This is a genomic window from Psychromonas aquimarina ATCC BAA-1526 (assembly GCF_000428725.1).
GTDB lineage: Bacteria > Pseudomonadota > Gammaproteobacteria > Enterobacterales > Psychromonadaceae > Psychromonas > Psychromonas aquimarina.
The window spans coordinates 1-20,288 of the sequence record NZ_AUAM01000025.1 but is presented as its reverse complement, the minus strand read 5'-3'; the positions used below and the strand labels follow the sequence as shown (position 1 = coordinate 20,288).

The following is a 20,288-nucleotide window of genomic DNA, read 5'->3' as shown; positions in this document are numbered from 1 at the left end:
GCCCACCATAATTTACAGCTTAAAATGGCGCTATGTGCCACTCAAAGTATGGAGATAAAGATCAAATGTTGAGTATGTTTGAAAAGCTGATAAATGAGCATGGTTCTTCAACCATCTTGAAGGAGCGGATCACACTAATAAATGACAAATATGAAATATTACAAACTAAGCTCGATCTTTCTGAAAAAGAAAACTCTCAACTTAAGAAAGATAATGAGAAATTAGAAAACAAGCTCAAGGAATACGAAAACCAACTGAGTGAGCAATCGAATCAGATTATAAAATTACCTGAAATACAGATTAGTTTACTAAACGTTCTATTCGCTAATACAGACGGCGTAGATGAAAGGTTATTAGCTGAAAAACTAAATATCGATTTGGGTACGTTGAATTATCATACCGATAAATTACTAGAAAAAGGTTTAATTTCTCATCCTGGTTTTATTATGGGGAACTCGTTTACAGGTGAATCCGGTAGTTGTGAACACTATATCTCTAAAGAAGGTCGTAAATACCTGATGGAAGTAGTAGGCACATAACAAGTTGTTGCACTCGGACTCGATACAGTTGTCGCGTTTTTTGCTCAAAACCAAAAGCAGCAAAAACAGCACCAACTTACTCGCCGGTGAGTAAGGCGTCTAAACATTAATCGTAAATATAGAGGTGTATCATGGCATTTGGATTACCTGCTCAATTTCAAGATAGCTATTCTTTTGATAATACTGACTTTGATATTCGTAGTACTGTTAATCGTGCAATAAAAATAACTGGTTGGAAAGTAAAAAACGATTCATCGGAATCTATCAGTCTTTCAAGTGGACTAAATGCTCTGTCATGGGGAGAGGATATCAATATACAATTTACTGCAAATAATTCTATATTGGTTACAAGTAAATGTGTCTTTCCATTACAGTGTTTTGACTGGGGTAAAAACAAAGGCAATGTTAATAAATTACTAAATATACTCCGAAAAAATGTTTAACAAGTTAATCAACTGGACAAAATAACCATTTGGGTCAGGTCTTGTCTTTTGCCCTTAAAGGCAAAACGCAAGACCAGATCCTCAAAATTTTAACGGTAAAGACGGTGTACGCACATCTCTTATCAAGCAGTTAACCGAAGCTGCACTTCAAGCCGAGATCGAACAACACCTGGATAACGACCAGCAGCCTAATCGGAAAAATGGCTCTAGCACTAAAACTGTAAAGTCAGCTGTCGGGAGCTTTGAGCTTAATACCCCAAGAGATCGTAGCGGCAGTTTTGAACCTCAACTGGTTAAAAAAAATCAAACCACACTCTCTGATGAAATCAATGAAAAACCTTTTTTTAACTTTTTGTTGACATGTGTGAGTGCAGTTACTAGCATACTCGGCCATCAAAACAAATCAAGGATAATGATTGTGCATCTTTCAATAGAACGTTCTGTTGGTAATAAGGGATTGAATCAAAGTGCAGATGTTAAGCTGATTCAAATATTGCTGAACTGTTATTACTCAAAATTTTCCCCTGTAACTTCTTTGCAAGCAGATGGGAAATGCGGAAGAATAACAATAAGCGCAATTAATAGTTTTCAACGTGATGTAATTAAACTCGCTAATCCAGATGGGCGAGTTGATCCTAATGGAACGACATTTCGAGCGTTAACAAAGAACTATAAGGTTATTGATCAAGGAAGAATTGCAGCTCATCAAAAAAATTACATTAGCTGGGATAAGCTAATTCAGTCTATCTCCCCTAAGGTAACTTCCCCGTTAATTTATCGACTTGATAATTTAACCGATTATCAAGTTACGTATAAATCTGACATCAAGCCGTCTGCAAAAATCATATCCGAATATAGTAAAAAAGTAATAAAAATGGCACTGAAAGATGCGGGGATGCCTCATGCTGTAATATCAAGCACACTTCGTACGCCAAAAGAGCAAGCAAGTATTATGTATAGAAATGCGAAAGTAAATTTGAGTAAGCAATATAAGCTTTATGGAAGAGAAGGGGACAAAATTTTAAAAGTATTTGAGAAAAATTCTGGTTTATCAAAAGAGGCTGTGATTACTTTAATGGAATCAAAAATTCTGGAACTATTACAAGTTGGAAAACGAGTGTCTAAGCACTGTGTTACATCGGAAGCATATAAATCAATGAATATTATTGATATTGGTGTTAATTCTACTCGCTCTGTTTGTGGTAAAGAGTTTAATAAAGATAAGTTTTCTAAGTCACTTCAGCATTTAACTAAAACAGGCTATATAACTCACTATATTGACGAGACAAACAAATCAAATAATTGTTGGCATATTGAAATTACACCAAATAAAAAAGCAATTGTATAACAACTAGGATATGAGGTTTCAATTTATGCTAAGAAAAGTACTAAGTAGTTTTAGTGGTATTCTATTTTGTATTTCTGCTCAGGCAAACGAATGCACAGTTAATACAGTTGAGTTAAGTGAGGTAATTAGGCCGCTATCTGAAGTTGTTGATGTCAGTAGCAATAAAGGAACTGATGGTTATGAAACTTATTTAAGACAGGTTGTTACCTACAAGGACAATAGCCTTGCGATAATAGAACAAAAAAATTGTCTGATACATAATTTAACGGTTACTCTTTTATCAACCGAAGGTGCTGAGAGTAAAAAGGTCAATCGAATTGTGGATTTACTGCAAACGTCGCCTTTAATTCAAAAACAATTTGAAATAGATAAAATTAATACAGCTCTTATCGAATCACTTAAAAAAGAAGGTGCTGCCGGTTCAGGTAAACCTGTTTCTATTGATTTGTCGAGTAAAATTTTTGCTAAAACTATTCATTCGGAAGTGAGCTTAGATTACGCAACTCTAGGCGACAATCTCCCCCTTTATTATGATACGTTCACCATTTATGTTGCAGCAGGTATGAATGACTAGGAGCTAATTTCTATGAATATTATGGCTGTTTCGACGGGGCAAAAAAGGTTACAAACTCAATCCGTATTGAAAGAATATGAAATAGATCTTGAAAGCTGCAAATAAAATTATAAAACACTAAAATGAAAAATAACATCTTCCGAACAAGAACAATTGCCGAACTGCTTCAGAATATGGGGTTAGGAAAGCCCGCTCATCCTTTAATTACGATAGTTGACAGTGCAAAACTATCGTATAGCGAAGAATTAATTGGAATGAGGTTCTCTTCCGATATGTATTGTATTGGGCTTAAAGATGTGGGCTGTGGTATTGATTATGGTTTAAATCAATATGATTTTGATGTGGGTACTTTAATTTTTACAGCTCCCGGGCAAGTAATGACAGTAACCAAGGCTCAGAAGATCAATCAGTTAAAAGGATGGATGCTTTATTTTCACCCTGACCTTATCGAAAATACTTCATTAGGCGCTAAAATAGACCAATACGGTTTCTTCAACTATAAAATCCATGAAGCTTTACAATTATCGGAGCAGGAACAAGAAACGCTGGAGCGTATTGCCGCCCTTATTCAAGGTGAGATTAACGAGCGTATAGATAATCAAAGTCAACAAATTTTAGTATCTTATATTGAGCTAATAATTAATTACAGCTGCAGATTTTACGAACGTCAACTGAACATTCGCTCTACTGAAAATGTTGATGTGATTTCCCGAGTTGAGGCTCTTCTAAAGGATTACTACCAAAACAATGACCTGTTTGAAACTGGTCAGCCTACAATCCAATATTTGGCAGATAAATGTTATTTGTCTCCAAGTTATTTAAGTGATCTACTGACTAAAGAAACGGGACGCTCTGCTAAAGAGCACATTAATGATTTCCTGATAGAAAGAGCTAAGCATTTATTAGTATTTTCCAGCAGCTCAATAAGTGAAATAGCTTATTCTCTAGGTTTCAACTATCCCCATTACTTTGCCAGGCTTTTCAAAAATAAAACGGGAAAAACACCTGTGGAATATCGAAATTCACGTCAATAAAAAGGCCGTCTAAAATTTATCTTCTTTCTGCGATTTGTGTTTATCATTCCTCTTTTCGTGTTACTAGGTTCCTAAAATATAGGACATACTTATCGTTCAATGGAAAATGAATAAAAAGCATTGCTGGTCGATAATCTGAAAGATGATAGATATTCATCAATAAGGGAAAAAATGAATAAAAAAGCGTTGATAGTCGTAACCAATCATTCTGATTTCGAAAACTCCAAAGCGGAATCAACGGGCCTCTGGTTATCTGAATTGACCCATTTTTACGATGAGTTTGAAAAGGCGGGGATCTGTATGGATATCGTTAGTCCCAAAGGAGGAAAAATACCAATAGATAAAAGAAGTTTGGGCCGCCTTGTATTAGATAAAGCCGCTAGAAAGCGCTACGAAGATTTAGATTTCATGTCTTTATTAGAAAATACTAAATCACTCTCAGGTATAGATTGGAATGAATACGATATTCTTTACTTCTCAGGGGGACATGGCGCGATGTGGGATTTTACTAATGACGATGAACTTCACATACTTATCCGTAAAATGTACGAGGGAGGCAAAGTTGTTTCGGCAGTCTGCCATGGTGTAGCAGCACTGCAGAATGTTCGACTAAGTAATGGCGAATACCTGATAAAAGGTAAAAAGGGAACAGGATTTCCATATTTTGACGAAACTATTATTGGTGTAAAACGTTTTGTACCTTACAACCTTGAGAAGACCTTAAAGGAAAGGGGGATGATATATAGCAAAGCAATGCTCCCGCTTATGAGGCACACAGTTGTTGATGGTCGGCTGATTACAGGACAGAATCCAAATTCTACTACTCAAACTGCCCAAAAAGCCTTAGAAGTAATTCAAAATTTATAAAAACTATAGTGTTTAGTCTAAGTTGTTAATTTTTATGTTGTTTATGCGGCGCTGTATATACCCGTTATCATTCAAGATGCAAAAATGCATTTTGAATGATAACGGGTATATTGTGTTTTTGTATTGTTTCTAAGAGCTTATCTCCAAATATCCAAATAGGATCAGGGAGGCCCTTAGCTGGTCTGTTTTCTATGATACTAGAGGGCACAAGCACAAATCGAGACAGATTCTCTACTCGAACACCGTGCCGTAATAAATTTATCTGACTCGCTTGCGAGAGTATTATTTTTTCTACCGTATTAATCCGGCTTTTTCCATTGTTTGAGAGTTACACCTAAACGATCTACCCACCAGTTGACGGCATCTTTTGCATCGTCTAAGGAATCAATCATTGTGCCCAGATCTTTATTTCCAGTCTGTCGGTCGATGGCTGCAATAAAAGGTTTATCTGTCATAGAATCACTGACCAAAAGTTCGATTGTGGCGCTGCCTACGTTAGTATGTTCGCCAGTTGTAATCTTTGCGATGGTAGAAATCCCCAAACCGACAGGCAGTATACTGCTGGTTACTGCAAGGATGGGATTAGGTGTTTCTACATTACTGACAGCAATACTCAATCGAAGTGTCTTGTTACTTGGTTCATTTACGATTCTTTTCGCTGCTGATATTTTATCTTCTAAACGAGTCACCATATATTCTGTGAGCTCATTAATTTGATCATCTTCTAACTCTGATTCATCGACTAAAACATACACGCGGTCAATAATGACGCTGTCGTACTCATCAAATTTTGCTTTTATTCTTTCAGGGGATCTCAATCCTATACGAGCCCATACTAAATCGACCCCGCCTTCCGGCCCTGCTTGAAAATCCTGGTAAGAAGTAAATTTAGCTGCATGTTGTAATTTTCCGCCCGCACAACCAAATATGAATAAAGCAGTAAATGAAACGATGACTAAACGTAGAAAGTTAAAAATCATTAAAGCAGTCCTGTTAATTTTATTATATAAAGTATATTGTACTTTAATTAAAGAGAAACCGATACATTTGCTTACTTAGTGATATGTTAATAAGACTTTAATTTATTCAAGTCCTGCTTCAATTCTGTTATTGCCGAATTATTGGCAAATTCACTTTTTTATTGAGTTATGTTTTTCTTTCTCAATCAAAAGCATTCACGACAACCACAGTTCCCCAGATATAAAATATGCTCACACTTGCTGTTTTCCTCCCTACATCTCTATTTACATTAAATATTGATCTAGATCAGTCGGAGGCTACTCATAAATTAAAACCACATCACTGGTGCTAGGCTTATTAATGAGACAGTTAACTGGGAGAAAAGCTATGGACTATAAGCATATATTAGTCGCTGTCGATTTATCTAAATCCAGCGAAATAGTGATCAGCAGGGCGGTGTCATTAGCTGAAAAAAGTACTGCTAAACTTTCATTTATTTATGCTGATTCTAATTATGTTACTAATTATATGGGATTAAGTAATGCAGGAGGTGTAAGTAATGCGGCTCTTGGCTCGGTAGTTCCAAAAATAGTAGCTGTAGATGAAAAAAGTGCGATATTTAAAGAGGAGCTGCAGGCATTAGCTGAGCAGGCTGATTATCCGGTATCAAATACCCTGGCTGTAATGGGGGATTTGAACAATGAAGTAAAATTAGCAGTGAAAGAGCTGGACATTGATCTATTAGTTTGTGGACACCATCATGACTTCTGGAGAAATCTGCTCTCTTCAGTACGTCAGCTGATAAGTACACCTGATACTGACCTGCTGCTTGTTCAGCTTGATAAGTGAGAATTAAACAGCCGTACATCGTCAGGAGCAGATCTTTAGTTCAAAACTAAAGATCTGCTAATGGCTTAAATGGAAAACAGCAAGGGAGAAAGTGAATACTTGACCCTTTTAAGGGCAGCTTTTACAGGCCTAGTTTGTCGGCAACATAGTCGGCGTCTTTATCACCTCGGCCAGACAGATTGACTAAGATCTGCTTATCTTTCGGCAGGCTGCCGGCTTCGCGCATAGCCCAGGCTACGGCGTGGGCACTCTCAAGAGCCGGAATAATGCCTTCTACCTGCGACAGTGTCATAAAGGCATTTAAGCACTCTTCATCGGTTACAGAGTCGTAGTCAGCACGTTCAATATCTTTCAGGTAACAGTGCTGAGGACCCACTCCCGGATAATCTAAGCCTGAGGCGATTGAGTGAACCGGCAGCGGCTCTCCCGCATCATCCTGCAGCAGATAGCATTTAAAACCATGAATGGCGCCTGGTGAGCCTAAAGTGAGGGTAGCAGAGTGCTCGCTGGTATCGAGCCCTTTACCGGCAGGTTCAACGCCGACGATTTTCACCTCGCAGTCATCTAGAAATGCAGTGAACAGACCGATGGCGTTTGAGCCGCCGCCGACACAGGCAGTGATGATATCGGGAAGTTTATTGAATTTTTGCTGGAACTGCTCTCTGGCTTCACGGCCGATAATGCTTTGGAAGTCCCGCACCATTTTAGGGAAAGGGTGAGGACCAACGACAGAGCCGATGGCATAAAGATAATCTGCTGGATTCTTAAGGTACTCCACAAAGGCACTGTCGACGGCATCTTTTAAGGTGGCAGTACCTTGGGTGACGGCAACCAGCTTACAGCCTAATATTTTCATCTTAGTGACATTAGGGTGCTCTTTTTCTATATCGACCTGACCCATATGGATTTCACAAGGGATACCCACTAAGGCGCAGGCGGTAGCAAGTGCGACACCATGCTGGCCGGCACCGGTTTCGGCAATCACCTTTTTCTTGTTCATATATTTGGCGAGTAAAGCTTCACCAAGGCAGTGATTGATCTTGTGAGCACCTGTGTGGTTAAGGTCTTCACGCTTGAGGTAGATTTGTGCTCCGCCGAGTTTATCGCTAAGGCGTTTAGCATGATAGATTGGACTTGGGCGGCCGACATAGTCCTGGAACAGCTGCATCAGCTCATCCTGGAAGCCTTGAGTTTGTCGAATCTCTTCGTAGGCTTGATTAATTGCATCCATCGCACTCTTCAGCTCAGGCGGAATAATCTGACCACCATATTCTCCAAAGAAACCTTGATTATCAGGCATGGGGGCGAATTCGAACTTGCTCATAGGACCTCTCTATACTTTTGAATTTACTGCTACTTTGACATTAATTGGCTTCGTTTTTGATACACCCGTTCAATATATGTCAAAGATAGGCCAACTACAATTACTATAACTATGAAGTCGAAGGGAAACCGCTGCTTAAATGAATATAGTCAGGTGTCGTTCTGGATGAGCGCGGCTGACAAAAGTATGAACAGCCGTAAACGTTGAAAATTAGAGATAGGGTGCGGGGGATATCCGCATATTGATTTAAACTGAACCAGCTGCTTAAGGTTTTAAACCTTTGGCCGCCTCAAATTTTGTTCTTCAACACTTCAGTACAATACGCGGTTTATTGACTTTACTCGTAAGTTCCTCGGATCGGGTAATTATTCTCCGGGTTTTGGATAAAAGCAATTCCAGAAAGTAAAATACCAAGCTCAGGTCGAACAAAGGGACCGTTTGAAATGTCGACTATTTGTACCTGCCCCTTATCGTTAATAACAAACAGACCTGGCTCGGCAAAAGGGTGATCGGTTTCCTGAGCTGAGCGCGGGTTGGAGATATAAAGCCCCAGCTGCTGCATCTGTGTTACGCTCAAACCGTAGGCTACCGGGTAAGTAACGGTTAGTTTTTCCATATGAGCTGTTGCCTGAACTTCGCTGTCGGCCGATACTGCTGCAATATCGACACCGAGTGCCAGAAATTCGTCTTTAAGTTTTTCAACTTCATTGAGATAGCGGGTACATAACGGACAGTGTTTACCGCGATAGACAATCACCATCTTCCAGTCGCTGCCGGTTTGTGGTTTGCCTAACGCGATTTTGCCGCCGTTTACAGCTGCAAGCTCAAAAGGTGGAAAGATATCTCCAGCTTTGAATTTGTTGCTTGTCATTGAATAATCCTTAGTTGCCATATTGATATTAAATAATTACGGGTACTGTTTAGGCAGTTTGTACAAAATGAAAACTGATTTTTACAAAAACTGCCTGCTAGAGTAATGTTTAAATGCTGATGTAATTATAGCTGTCATCTGTTTTATTGCGCTTGCCGCGGAGCTTGTCGCTGTAATTTTCAGCCCAGACTGCCGTTGCATTTTGATTCTGATTCCAGTCGAACACGGTTGAGCGATGCTTGATTTTCCACTCGTTATTACGACGTTCGAATCTGAAGTGATGACGGCCGCCTAAAATGCCTTCTTTGTCGATTCCGTCCTCTTCATGAACGTGATAGGCCCAAACGTAACATTCTGCCGCTGCACTATCACCGTCGATCTCAATCAGTGCATTGCTGATTCGGTGCTGAGTAGTTTTAAGTGCTTTAAACCCTTCCATTGCCGGATCAACAAACTTATGAGCATTGTCGTTATAGAAGAATAGATCAGGGAAGATTGGATCCTGGTGCTCTTCTACAGCATCTTCCCAATAGGTCGATTTCATCAGGACGCCATCCACCCGATCCAGGGCGCGGGCAAATTTGTACATAAGTTCGGTCAGTTCTTGTTTATCTAATAACTGCTGTAGTTTTTGCTGCATATCCATGGGATTATCCTTTTAAGTTTTCAATATTAACTGGTTATTTCAGTCGCTTAGCGACAGGTACTGGCATTTGTTTTATTTAGCCTCAGAGAGTTCTAGGCTTAGACCCCATGGCGTCTTAAAAAACACCCATTTCATGCCTTCTTTAGTGCCGTTTATATTTTCCCAGGAAGGAGCGTTGTAAGTATAATCACCTAAAACTTCGATGTTTTTTTCTTTTAGGTATGCAATAGCTTCTATAATATTCTCTACTTCGAAAGATATATGATGTCCGCCGATATCACTGTTTTTGGGATAAACTGTATTTTGATCCTGACTTTGGTATTGAAATAATTCAATAACTGAGTCATCAGGAAGCTGAATCATCTGTATTTTATCGATCCTGGTTCTTGGGTGAACATCCAGTTGATCTTTCATCCAGTTGTCTTCAGACTGAAAGTTATAACCTTCGCCGATAACTTTGCCATCAAAGATTTCCGTAAAGAATGCCGCTGCCTCTTGTATATCAGGAACTGTAATTCCTATATGTGCAGTTTTTTTAAATCCAGTAATCATAATTGAGATCCTTTGTCTTATGTTGTAATTGTGGTGCCGTGCAGATATCTGAACACCACTTAATTTTTTTACCGTCAGTATTTATTGTTTGTGTAAAATGATTAACAGCTTATTGTGCCTGCTTAACGACTGCTGTTCTGCGATGACAGGAATAGTATTACCTAAACAAAGTGAATAGAACTATGCTAGATTGAATAGTATCTATTCAAGATGTGAATGCATGAGGGGTTATGGATCAGTTAGCAGCAATGCGGACCTTTGTAAGAGTCGTACAGACGGGAAGTTTTTCATCAGCGGGGCGGGAGCAAAGCAGCAGTCAGGCAACCATTAGTAAAAGAGTTGCCGGACTCGAAACATTGCTTGGAGTTAAGTTGTTAGTCCGCAGCAGCCGCGAGCTTTCGCTGACTGAAACGGGGCGCGTATATTATGAAAAATGTATCGCCATTTTGATGGAGCTGGATGAAGCGGATGCTGATGCGCGTTCACAAACCGCTTTGCCCAAAGGTATTCTCAGGATCGCCGCGCCTATTGCTATTGCGCGGTTAGTGATAGCTCCATTGATAAAAACCTTTATCGATCAGTATCCGGAGATCAAAGTTGAGATAGTCGCCGCTGATGCCCATGTTGATCTTATTGCTGACGGCATAGATGTGGCAGTTCGCGCTAAAAAACTCGAAGACTCGTCGCTGGTTGCTCGTCATCTGTTTGATAATCCTATGTTATTGGTTGCATCACCGGATTACCTCCAGGTGCATGGAAGACCTGCCAAACCGGAAGATTTAGCGCATCATAACTGTATTGTTTACTCTTTGTTAAGCTCTGTGAATATATGGCACTTTTCCAGTAAAGGGGAGAATATTACTGTGCAGGTCAAAGGGAGTTTTCAAAGTAACAACGGCGATACTAATCTGGAGGCGGCGCTTGCCGGCGTGGGCATTACACAATTACCTGTGTGGATGGTGCATGAATATCTTAATAATGGTCGTTTAACGCAAATCCTGACGGACTACACAGCCGCTTCAATACCGCTTAATGCTATTTACCCGCAGAACAGGTATGTGCCGCTTAAAGTGAGGTGCTTTGTAGATTTTTTAAAGAAAAATTTAGCCGAAAACCCAATGCTTATGTAAGTATTCTAAATCTTGTCAGCAGCAGATTAACAGGCAATTGTTGTAGTAAAAAATTTGCCCGCTGATTTGTATTTTCTAGCTCGATTCAGGGTAGATAAGACCTTGAATAATTTGCAGATAGATCTAAAAATACGGGCAAATTTACGGTACAGTAGCATTACAATTCGATAAGAAAAAGAGACTTCTGCTGTCTCTTTTTCTGCATACAAATACGGAACAACTATGACTCAGAGAATCGAACAAAAACTTCACGCTATTCGCCAGCATATGCAGGCCGCAGATCTGGACGCATTCATTGTCCCCCGTGCCGATGAATATCTGGGTGAATATGTTCCTAAACATAATCAGCGTTTACTGTGGTGCAGTGATTTCACCGGCTCAGCCGGTACAGTTATTATTTTAAAAGACCGTGCAGCTGTTTTTACCGACGGCCGTTATACCATCCAGGTTAAACAGCAGGTTAATGCTGAGTGCTTCGAGTTTTACCATCTTGTTGATACACCGCATATGACGTGGTTGAGTGAACAGCTTGCAGCCGGTGCAAATGTTGGTTTTGATGCCAAAGTACATAACTTAAACTGGTATAAAAGCAGTGTTAAAACCCTTTCTGAAAAACAGATAAATCTTGTGGCAGTAGAGCAGAACCCAGTAGATCTCAGCTGGACAGATCGCCCGCTGCCGACTCAAAACACAGGATTATTGCTAGAGCGGAAATATACCGGTCTCTGCAGCTTCGACAAACGCCAGAAAATCGGGGCCGAGATTGCTGAACAAGGTGCTGATGCCGCCATTATCAGCGCACTTGATTCTATTGCCTGGCTGCTGAATATCCGTGGTAAAGATATTCACTGTTTCTGTGTTATTTTAGGCAGTGCACTATTAATGAAAGACGGCTCAATGACCTTTTTTACTGATGCGGCTAAAATCCCGGCAGGTTTTGATGCACACGTTGGTGAAGGGGTTACATTAGCCGCAGAATCACAAGCCGCCGCCGCTTATCAAGCACTGGGTGAGCAAGGTTTAAAAATACTTGCAGATGCAGAAGCATCCAACGCATTCTGTCAGTTAACCGCAGAAGCCGCCGGTGCGACACTTATCCCCGGCCGCGATCCGGCCGCCATAGCAAAAGCCTGTAAAAACAGTACTGAACTAGCAGGCATGCAGCAGGCACATATCCGTGACGGCGCGTCAGAAGTACGCTTTCTTGCCTGGTTAGAAAATGAAGTGGCACAGGGAAATCTGCATGATGAAGCATTCTTATCAGATAAATTAATGACTTTTAGAGCAGCTAATGAACATTATGTAGAATTGAGTTTTGATACTATTTCAGCGGCCGGTGCAAATGCGGCAATGTGTCATTACAATCATATGAACGGTACTCCTGCACAGCTGCCGATGGACAGTATCTATCTGGTGGATTCTGGTGCTCAATATCTGGACGGCACCACAGACATTACACGTACAGTCGCAGTCGGCAAAGCATCCGATGAACATAAAAGAATGTTCACACTGGTTTTAAAAGGTCATATCGCATTAGCGCAGATGAAGTTCCCTGCCGGTACTAACGGTGGTCAGCTGGATTCACTTGCACGTCAATTCCTATGGCAGCAGGGTTATGATTATGACCATGGAACGGGGCACGGTGTAGGCTGCTTTCTTAATGTACACGAAGGCCCGCAGCGGATCGCTAAAAACTCAGTCGGCGTGGCATTAGAGCCGGGAATGGTAGTATCTAACGAGCCCGGTTACTACAAACAGGATGAATACGGGATCCGCTGTGAAAACCTTATCTACGTGGTAGATAAAAACAAGGGGCAGGACGGTAAAACCTTCTATCAGTTTGAAACATTAACACTGGTTCCTTTTGACTTACGTCTTATCGAACACTCCTTACTGACCAGTGACGAAGTTAACTGGATCAACGATTACCATGCCCAGGTTAAGGAAAAAATATCTCCGTTATTAAGCGGAACTGATCTGATCTGGTTAGAAAAAGCAACGCAAAGCATCTAAATTTCAACTTAAACTGCTGCAGAGTTTTAATACCATTCCGCTTAATTAAATGGTCTGAAATTGCGCTGGAAAAATGCATGACAGCAAGGCGTTTGATTGAGCAATAGCTAGCTATTGGGATTGAAAACAACGCAGTTAACATGCATTTTAACCAGCAGGTTTGATTAGATAATTAGGCGGAATGGTATAACTCCCTCAATTGTTTAATTCACTTGAACCGTTGCGGGAGGGGACGTATTTTTTAAATGTGCTCTGCAGTTTACCCGAGCTTTTTAATTTCAATATGCCGGAATCAATAATAGCTTTGAGCTCCTGTGCATACTTAAAATTTCTGGAAATCATTATATAGAATTTTTCCGGCTCGACATTAGGTATAGGCGCATGGCCGAAACGCCTGTCAGAGATAAAATCCTGCCCAATGTAAGACAATCCCAGAAATGTCTCGTATCTGGCCAGAAAAATATCGCATCGTCCTTTTAAAGTCATATCAACAAGGCTTTTATAAGTTCTAGAGCCCATGCACACATCGTCGTTTTTGAGCCCGAAATTTACGTAGTTATATCCGTGACGGCCGCAGATCTTGCCCTGTTTTTTCAGCTCAGAAGCATTTTTTATGGCTAAACCATGCGGGTATTTTTTCTTTAGATAAAAATAGCTCGGGGTTATAGTGTAATAGGCTTCTGATAGAAGGTAGTCTTTTTCTCTTTGCGGGCTGCTTGATGCGCTGGGCACCGCCTGGTAAACACCTTTCCGGGTGCGCAGCAGGCAGCGTTTCCAGGGCATGACGACAAACTCTGCCTTAATCCCGTATTCTGAAAATATCATATTAATCACGTCGATATCGTATCCTAGCGTTTCTGACGTTTTCTGCTCATTTACTCGCTTAGTATAATTAAAAGGCGGCCATTCACCTTCTTCTACGCAGAAGATGACTGCTTCGCCGTTCAAAGCTGCGGGCTGAGATAAGCTCACTATTGAAAATAAACTTAATAATATTAAACAGCTGTATAATATTCTCATTGATTACTTTCCTGCATCATCGGTTTTGCTGCTGATCCTAAATGATATTGTCAGCTTCTTAGGTTATATATCTTCAGCTTAGCATTTGTTGTGCATTAGCGCTTAAAGGGGCTGATTTATGTTTTACTTGTGAGTTCTCTACGGGCAAGGGGATTTGAGGAGAATAATTATTTGTCTGTAAGAATGAAAAACAGTGCTGTTTCCACAATTAAATTGCGGGTAAAAAAATAGTTAAAAGAGTGCGATTTAATGTACTATGCCTGTTTTAACTGTCAGTCAAAAAACTGGATAACCTCGCTGTTTAGCGTTTCAATTTATATAAAAAGAAATAACTATGAGCTCAAACTCCCTACTTGATGAATTAATGCAGGCACTGCAGTGCCTGCCGAGCGTCGGCCCTAAGTCTGCGCAGCGTATGGTTTACCATCTTTTAGATAAGAATCGTCAGGGTGCATTAAAACTTAGTAATGTACTGGAACGGGCTGTTAATGAGATTGGACATTGTCAGCAGTGCCGTACTTTTACTGAACTGGATTATTGTGAAATCTGCAGCAATGAGAAACGCAAAAACAACGGCAGTATCTGCATTGTTGAGATGCCCGTTGATGTCCTGGCGATTGAACAGACTGCGTTGTTCTCCGGTACCTATTTTGTTTTGATGGGGCACCTGTCTCCTCTTGACGGAATTGGCCCTGAACAGTTAGGTCTGACCCTGCTGGAAAGCCAGCTTGCCGCAGGTAATATTAATGAAATAATTTTAGCGACCAACCCGACCGTTGAAGGTGAGGCGACCGCTTATTATATTGCCGAGATTGCTAAAAAATATTCTATTCAAGTAAGCAGAATTGCACATGGCGTGCCGGTTGGCGGAGAACTGGAGTTTGTCGACAGTACAACACTGTCACATTCCTTCTCAGGTCGTTCAGTTATAAAATAAAAAAGGGCGCTGTTAAGCGCCCAGTGTAATAGCATATATGCTGCGAGCTATCTTGGTTTTTTATTGTTAGTGGTAAACTTTCCTGCTTTTTTTACCCCGCCTCTCTGCGGTTTTCCGGCTCCTAGTTTTACCGCTTTACTGCTGCCGGGTTTAGCTGTTTTATTAGTTCCGGGTCTGCCCGGCTTGCCGCTTTCCTGTTTAACTGCTTTGCCGGTGCCGCTGTTTTTAAACTGCGCCGAGCCGCTGTGCCTTGTGACTGCACGCTGTGCGGGTTTATTATTCGTTGTAAACTTACCCTGGGCCGTCGTTCCCTGTTTTTCATTACGCGACTCAGGAGGTACTAAGTGGTTTGGCCCTTTACCAATTAGTTTTCGTGCTAAACCTAATTTTTTCAACGTCTCACGAATTAACGGCCAGTTTTCCGGCACATGATAGCGCAGAATGGCTTTATGAATCTTCCGCTGACGTCCGCCTTTTGCTGTGAATACCTCTTCACTGTCCTTACTGATTTTATGCAGAGGATTTTTCTCTGAATGGTACATTGTGGTGGCATTAGCCAGCGGCGACGGATAAAAGTTCTGCACCTGATCCAGTTTAAAATTATTACTCTTTAACCATAGAGCAAGGTTGATCATATCTTTATCTGTGGTGCCGGGATGCGCAGAGATAAAATAAGGGATCAAATACTGTTTTTTACCGGCTGCTTTTGAATACTTTTCAAACATAGCTTTAAATGTTTCATAGGTACCCATACCCGGTTTCATCATTTTATCCAGCGGACCTTTTTCGGTATGCTCCGGTGCTATTTTAAGGTAACCGCCGACATGGTGCTCGATCAGTTCTCTAACGTAACGCGGATCTTCCACGGCGATGTCGTAACGGACCCCTGAGGCAATTAATATCTTTTTAATACCGGACAGCTTACGCGCGCGTCTGTATAGGTTGATGGTATGTTCATGGTCGGTATTCATATGATGGCAGATTTCAGGGAATACACAGCTTAAACGGCGGCAGGTCTGTTCAGCCTTCGGACTCTTACATTTCAGACGGTACATATTAGCTGTCGGGCCGCCCAGGTCGGAAATAACACCGGTAAATCCAGGTACTTTATCGCGGATAGTTTCTATCTCTTTAATAATCGAGTCTTCCGAACGGCTTTGTATTACCCGGCCTTCATGCTCGGTGATCGAGCAGAATGTACAGCCGCCGAAACAGCCGCGCATAATGTTGATAGAAAAACGGATCATATCGTAAGCGGGTATTTTGGCATCGCCGTAAGCCGGATGCGGTATACGCTGAAAAGGTAAAGCAAAGACGCTGTCGATCTCTTCGGTGGTCAGCGGATAAGCAGGCGGGTTGATCCACACTAAACGTTCGCCGTGAAACTGCGCTAAGGCACGTGCACAGCCCGGGTTTGTTTCCTGATGCATAATGCGCGAAGCATGCGCGTAAAGTACTTTATCTTTACTGACTTTTTCATAACTCGGCAGCTGGATATAAGTTTTTTCCCAGGGATTGAGTTTTTTAGCTTTCGCCATAGCCGGCTGAATAGTAATGGCCTGTGCCGGATCTTCATTTTGGGCTGGTGTTTCATTTAATGACGGATCTGCCAGTTTTTGTGTTGCACAGCTTACATTAATATCTGCATAGGGGCTGATAATCGGATCTATTTTGCCTGTCTGATCCACTTTACGTGAGTCAATACCTTTCCAGTTCGGCAGTGCTTCTTTACATAAAACAGCAGTGCCGCGGATCTCGCTGAGATCTTTGATCGACTCGCCCTGTGACAAACGGTGGGCAACTTCTAATAATGGTCGTTCAGCATTACCGTATAATAGAATATCGGCTTTAGCATCAAGAAGCACTGAACGGCGCACTTTATCTGACCAGTAATCATAATGAGCAATGCGGCGTAAGCTTGCTTCAATACCGCCGATAACCACAGGTACTGATTTATAAGCTTCTTTACAGCGCTGCGTATAGGCAAGTACGGCACGATCCGGACGTTTTCCGCCCTCATTATCTGGGGTATAAGCATCATCGTGGCGTATACGGCGTTCAGCGGTATAACGGTTGATCATCGAGTCCATATTACCGGCAGAGACGCCGAAAAACAGATTCGGTTTACCCAGCTTCATAAAGGCATCTTTGCTGTGCCAGTCAGGCTGGGCAATAATGCCCACACGGTAACCCTGTGCTTCTAATGTGCGGCCGATAATAGCCATACCGAAACTGGGATGATCGACATAAGCGTCACCCACCACTAAGATAATGTCGCAGCTGTCCCAGCCGAGTTTTTTCATCTCTTTGCGGGACATAGGTAAAAACGGCGCTGCTTTTTCAGACCTTGCTTGGTATTGTGGATATGAGAAAAGGGGTCTTTCAGCTTGTAATAAATCAACGCTCATTGTAATAACCTAACTTGCTTTTTATAGGGGAAAGAGGGCGGATTATACAGAAGAAATAATTATCTGCGATGCTTTCTTAACCGCGAATAATATGTGGAATAATAAGTGTATGAATTTAATGATCCGGACAAGTCATAAAATCAACTTGTCCGGCTGATTAGGGATTATATTACTCTGAAATAATAAGGGGATCTGCAAGCCTGCCGATTAACTGGCCGCTTTCGACTTTGACATTATTAAGCATCACATCGATCACATCACCAAGCTGCATCTCAGTCTGCTCTGCAACAATGACTTTTCCTAATTCTCGGTTACAGTCAATCTGTTTTGCATCTTTGCTGTCTTTGCATAATAAACTGCATGGAATAAAGAAAGTTGCACCGTTTTCTTGAACCCGTACACGAAGACCGGCTTTAACAATATCAAAGATTTCCGCCTTATAGCGCCAGTTAGAGTTTTCCTGATCTTTAAGATACTGACTGTAAAGCAGGTTATTTACATCTCGTTCGGCAAGGCGCTGCAGCTTACGTGCATCATTAAGCTGTACACCAATTTCGTTATCGACATCGTTATGCGCCTGGTTGAGCAGTACAGATTTTATTAATCTGTGGTTAATTAAATCACCGTATTTGCGGATTGGAGAAGTCCAGGTCGCGTAGTGATCCACACCCAGCGTGAAGTGCGCTTCCGGGTTGTTTTTTGTATCAGCATAAGCAAGCAGTTTACGCAGGCGGTGGTCCAGGTAACAGTTATGCAGCTGACTTGTCTGTTGACGCATTTTTGTATAACCGGCTAAGGTAGATAAGGACTCCACATCACTTTCAATGCCGTATTCGGCCAGCAGTGTCACTGCTTTTTCCAGGCGGTCAGAAGCAAATCCTGAGTGGGTATTAAACACCCCCTGCTGTTTATGTTTTGCTAAAAAATCACCGGCGCAGATATTCGCTGCAATCATGGATTCTTCAACCAGGCGGTTGGCACTGCGTCTTGGTTCACATAAAATTTCGTAAACCTCGCCTTTATTGTTTAGTTTAAGGGTGTAATCGGGCTGGCTTTTGAAAACAACATTATTATCACAACGCCACTGCAGACGTTTTAATGAGGCTTGATCCAGTGTTTGTAACTGTGCCGCCAGCTGAGCATTGGGTTTCCACTGCGCCTGTTCATCATTTTCAAGATAGTTCGATACATCGGTGTAATTAAGGCGGTAGTGGGATTTCATCCATGCGCCGTAAAATTCCGCTTCACCCTCAAGCTGGCCGTCTTTATTAATCTGCATAGTGCAGCATAAAACCGCTCTTTTTTCCCCTTCTTTTAATGAACAGAGGCTGTCACTTAAATCACGAGGCAGCATAGGCACATTAAAATTAGGCAGATACAGGGTAAATGCTCTGCGTCTTGCTTCGCTGTCCATATCACTGTCTTCAGGTACATAGGCAGAGGGATCTGATATTGCAATAGTGAGCTTCCAGCCCTGTTCATTTTCTTCAATGTAAAGTGCGTCATCCATATCCTGGGTATTAACGCCGTCAATAGTGAAAAAGGGCAGTTTGGTTAAGTCCGTGCGCGGCAGCTGCGGATCAATAACCTGCCAGGGATGATCAAACTCAGGAGCTTTGCTGGGTAAATTATGGGTTGCAACAGTGACCAGGCGGTATGCAAACGGGTCATTAGCATCGGTTACTTTATCAATGACCTGTGCTAAAAAACCTTTACCGTCTAAGGCATGATTTAATAGTTTAACTTTAACCCAGTCTCCATCCTGATACCCCTGAGAAAGCAGAGACTGGCCGCCTTTAATTTTAAAAAAACCTTTAAGAAGCGGGTTGTTCGGCTGTACGGAGATGCGCTGCTGTTTAATAGATAAACGCGCAACAAAAATATCTGTTTCTGTCTTTTTTAACTGACTTGGTTCGGCAGTGGGTTTTTCGCCGTTTTCACGAATAAAAGCATTAATACGGTCCCCATGAAGCACTTTTTTCATTTCGTTAGGCGGAATAAAAAAGCGTTTGCCTTTATCCGTTTCTAAAAAACCATAACCCCGGTCAGTTGCTTTGACAATACCCTGACGTTTGGGAATATTTTCCTGGATCTGTTCTTTTAATTGGCTAAGCAGGGGATTGTTTTGAAACATAAATAAAACCTTAAATGAATGCAGTGCTCAAACGATTAAAGAATGGCGAATTATTGTAATTTGAGAGTATCAAATATAAAGGTGTTCGCACCGCAATAAAAGAGGCAAATGAATAAAAGCATTAAATATTAGAAAAATTAATAAAAATGCTTGGCTTTTTATTTAAACTTGTTTATTATGCGCCTCGTTCCGGAGGGGTGGCAGAGCGGCTGAATGCACTGGTCTTGAAAACCAGCGAGGGTTAATAGCTCTCCGAGAGTTCAAATCTCTCCTCCTCCGCCACATTTAAAAAGGCCTCTCATATGAGAGGCCTTTTTTCGTTCTAAATAAGCTAAGTTTTGATATGCACGAGATTATGAATCTCCCCAGCCCTCGACTAAGCCACATTTAAAAGCCCGCTATTGATAGCGTAATGCCGATCGTTTAAGAAAACTTGAACGATCTTGCAGATAGATCATAATCCTCAACCTTATTTAAGGTTGGGGATTTTTTTTGTTTAATCAAGAAATGGAATTAGTTTATGAATCATTTGAAAACAAAGATTCATATGACAACGTATTGACCGCTATTGATGCTAAATGGATCGAAGAAGCATTATTTAGCACTCAAAAAGCCAGCATTCGACGACGTCGCTTACCC

At 41.3% G+C, this 20,288-nt stretch carries 18 protein-coding genes, 1 tRNA gene and 1 pseudogene; 12 read left to right on the top strand and 8 right to left on the bottom strand.

Features of this window, described 5'->3' with window-relative positions:
- Positions 1 to 65: 65 nt before the first annotated feature.
- From G337_RS0110785 to G337_RS0110760, 7 genes and pseudogenes are all read left to right on the top strand, one after another.
- Positions 66 to 539 (top strand): winged helix-turn-helix domain-containing protein, encoded by a 474-nt coding sequence (locus tag G337_RS0110785; protein WP_028863895.1) that lies wholly within the window; start codon positions 66 to 68, stop codon positions 537 to 539.
- Between the two features lie 131 nt (positions 540 to 670).
- Positions 671 to 982 carry a hypothetical protein gene (locus G337_RS0110780; RefSeq protein ID WP_028863894.1) on the top strand — a complete coding sequence of 104 codons (312 nt, stop codon included), beginning with the start codon at positions 671 to 673 and terminating at the stop codon, positions 980 to 982.
- Positions 983 to 1,064: 82 nt separating this feature from the next.
- Positions 1,065 to 1,319 (top strand): annotated as a pseudogene (locus tag G337_RS28195) (transposase); the annotation flags it as partial.
- Between the two features lie 81 nt (positions 1,320 to 1,400).
- Positions 1,401 to 2,330 carry a peptidoglycan-binding domain-containing protein gene (locus G337_RS0110775; protein ID WP_211235801.1) on the top strand — a complete coding sequence of 310 codons (930 nt, stop codon included), beginning with the start codon at positions 1,401 to 1,403 and terminating at the stop codon, positions 2,328 to 2,330.
- A 25-nt stretch (positions 2,331 to 2,355) separates the two neighbouring features.
- Positions 2,356 to 2,904: a hypothetical protein gene (locus tag G337_RS0110770; RefSeq protein WP_028863892.1), complete on the top strand. Its 549-nt coding sequence runs from the start codon at positions 2,356 to 2,358 to the stop codon at positions 2,902 to 2,904.
- 122 nt (positions 2,905 to 3,026) lie between these two features.
- Complete coding sequence (locus tag G337_RS0110765) at positions 3,027 to 3,938, top strand: helix-turn-helix domain-containing protein (protein WP_028863891.1); 912 nt, start codon at positions 3,027 to 3,029, stop codon at positions 3,936 to 3,938.
- Positions 3,939 to 4,109: 171 nt separating this feature from the next.
- Positions 4,110 to 4,805: a type 1 glutamine amidotransferase domain-containing protein gene (locus tag G337_RS0110760; RefSeq protein WP_028863890.1), complete on the top strand. Its 696-nt coding sequence runs from the start codon at positions 4,110 to 4,112 to the stop codon at positions 4,803 to 4,805.
- Between the two features lie 299 nt (positions 4,806 to 5,104).
- Here the strand turns inward: G337_RS0110760 and G337_RS0110755 are convergent, their stop codons facing one another.
- On the bottom strand, positions 5,105 to 5,785 hold the full coding sequence (locus G337_RS0110755) for a DUF3313 domain-containing protein (RefSeq protein WP_028863889.1): 681 nt from the start codon (positions 5,783 to 5,785) through the stop codon (positions 5,105 to 5,107).
- Between the two features lie 367 nt (positions 5,786 to 6,152).
- On the opposite strand from G337_RS0110755, the gene G337_RS0110750 reads away from it, so the two are divergent.
- The gene (locus tag G337_RS0110750) at positions 6,153 to 6,614 is read left to right on the top strand and encodes a universal stress protein (RefSeq protein ID WP_028863888.1); all 462 of its coding nucleotides are present in this window, start codon (positions 6,153 to 6,155) and stop codon (positions 6,612 to 6,614) included.
- 121 nt (positions 6,615 to 6,735) lie between these two features.
- Here G337_RS0110750 and trpB read toward each other — a convergent pair whose 3' ends face one another.
- The 4 genes from trpB to G337_RS26050 all read right to left on the bottom strand — a co-directional run bounded on the left by trpB (position 6,736) and on the right by G337_RS26050 (position 10,007).
- The gene (gene trpB, locus G337_RS0110745) at positions 6,736 to 7,938 is read right to left on the bottom strand and encodes a tryptophan synthase subunit beta (protein WP_028863887.1); all 1,203 of its coding nucleotides are present in this window, start codon (positions 7,936 to 7,938) and stop codon (positions 6,736 to 6,738) included.
- A 337-nt stretch (positions 7,939 to 8,275) separates the two neighbouring features.
- Positions 8,276 to 8,809, bottom strand: coding sequence for a peroxiredoxin-like family protein (locus G337_RS0110740; RefSeq protein WP_028863886.1), 534 nt, complete (start codon positions 8,807 to 8,809; stop codon positions 8,276 to 8,278).
- Positions 8,810 to 8,918: 109 nt separating this feature from the next.
- Positions 8,919 to 9,455 (bottom strand): nuclear transport factor 2 family protein, encoded by a 537-nt coding sequence (locus G337_RS0110735; RefSeq protein ID WP_028863885.1) that lies wholly within the window; start codon positions 9,453 to 9,455, stop codon positions 8,919 to 8,921.
- Positions 9,456 to 9,527: 72 nt separating this feature from the next.
- Positions 9,528 to 10,007 (bottom strand): VOC family protein, encoded by a 480-nt coding sequence (locus G337_RS26050; RefSeq protein ID WP_037027333.1) that lies wholly within the window; start codon positions 10,005 to 10,007, stop codon positions 9,528 to 9,530.
- A 230-nt stretch (positions 10,008 to 10,237) separates the two neighbouring features.
- Here G337_RS26050 and G337_RS0110725 point away from each other — a divergent pair, with 230 nt between their 5' ends.
- Together G337_RS0110725 and G337_RS0110720 are read left to right on the top strand one after the other, a co-directional pair.
- Positions 10,238 to 11,137, top strand: coding sequence for a LysR family transcriptional regulator (locus G337_RS0110725; RefSeq protein WP_028863884.1), 900 nt, complete (start codon positions 10,238 to 10,240; stop codon positions 11,135 to 11,137).
- Between the two features lie 222 nt (positions 11,138 to 11,359).
- The gene (locus tag G337_RS0110720; RefSeq protein ID WP_028863883.1) at positions 11,360 to 13,150 is read left to right on the top strand and encodes an aminopeptidase P family protein; all 1,791 of its coding nucleotides are present in this window, start codon (positions 11,360 to 11,362) and stop codon (positions 13,148 to 13,150) included.
- 195 nt (positions 13,151 to 13,345) lie between these two features.
- Here G337_RS0110720 and G337_RS26045 read toward each other — a convergent pair whose 3' ends face one another.
- Positions 13,346 to 14,170 carry a substrate-binding periplasmic protein gene (locus tag G337_RS26045; protein WP_051303158.1) on the bottom strand — a complete coding sequence of 275 codons (825 nt, stop codon included), beginning with the start codon at positions 14,168 to 14,170 and terminating at the stop codon, positions 13,346 to 13,348.
- Positions 14,171 to 14,504: 334 nt separating this feature from the next.
- On the opposite strand from G337_RS26045, the gene recR reads away from it, so the two are divergent.
- Entirely contained in the window at positions 14,505 to 15,107 is a 603-nt protein-coding gene (gene recR, locus G337_RS0110710) for a recombination mediator RecR (protein WP_028863882.1), read from the top strand.
- Between the two features lie 47 nt (positions 15,108 to 15,154).
- On the opposite strand, the gene G337_RS0110705 is transcribed toward recR, so the two are convergent.
- Together G337_RS0110705 and G337_RS0110700 are read right to left on the bottom strand one after the other, a co-directional pair.
- Positions 15,155 to 17,515, bottom strand: coding sequence for a YgiQ family radical SAM protein (locus tag G337_RS0110705; protein ID WP_028863881.1), 2,361 nt, complete (start codon positions 17,513 to 17,515; stop codon positions 15,155 to 15,157).
- A gap of 169 nt (positions 17,516 to 17,684) precedes the next feature.
- Entirely contained in the window at positions 17,685 to 19,649 is a 1,965-nt protein-coding gene (locus tag G337_RS0110700) for an exoribonuclease II (protein ID WP_028863880.1), read from the bottom strand.
- 191 nt (positions 19,650 to 19,840) lie between these two features.
- Here G337_RS0110700 and G337_RS0110695 point away from each other — a divergent pair.
- A tRNA-Ser gene (locus G337_RS0110695) sits at positions 19,841 to 19,931 on the top strand.
- Positions 19,932 to 20,288 lie beyond the last annotated feature (357 nt).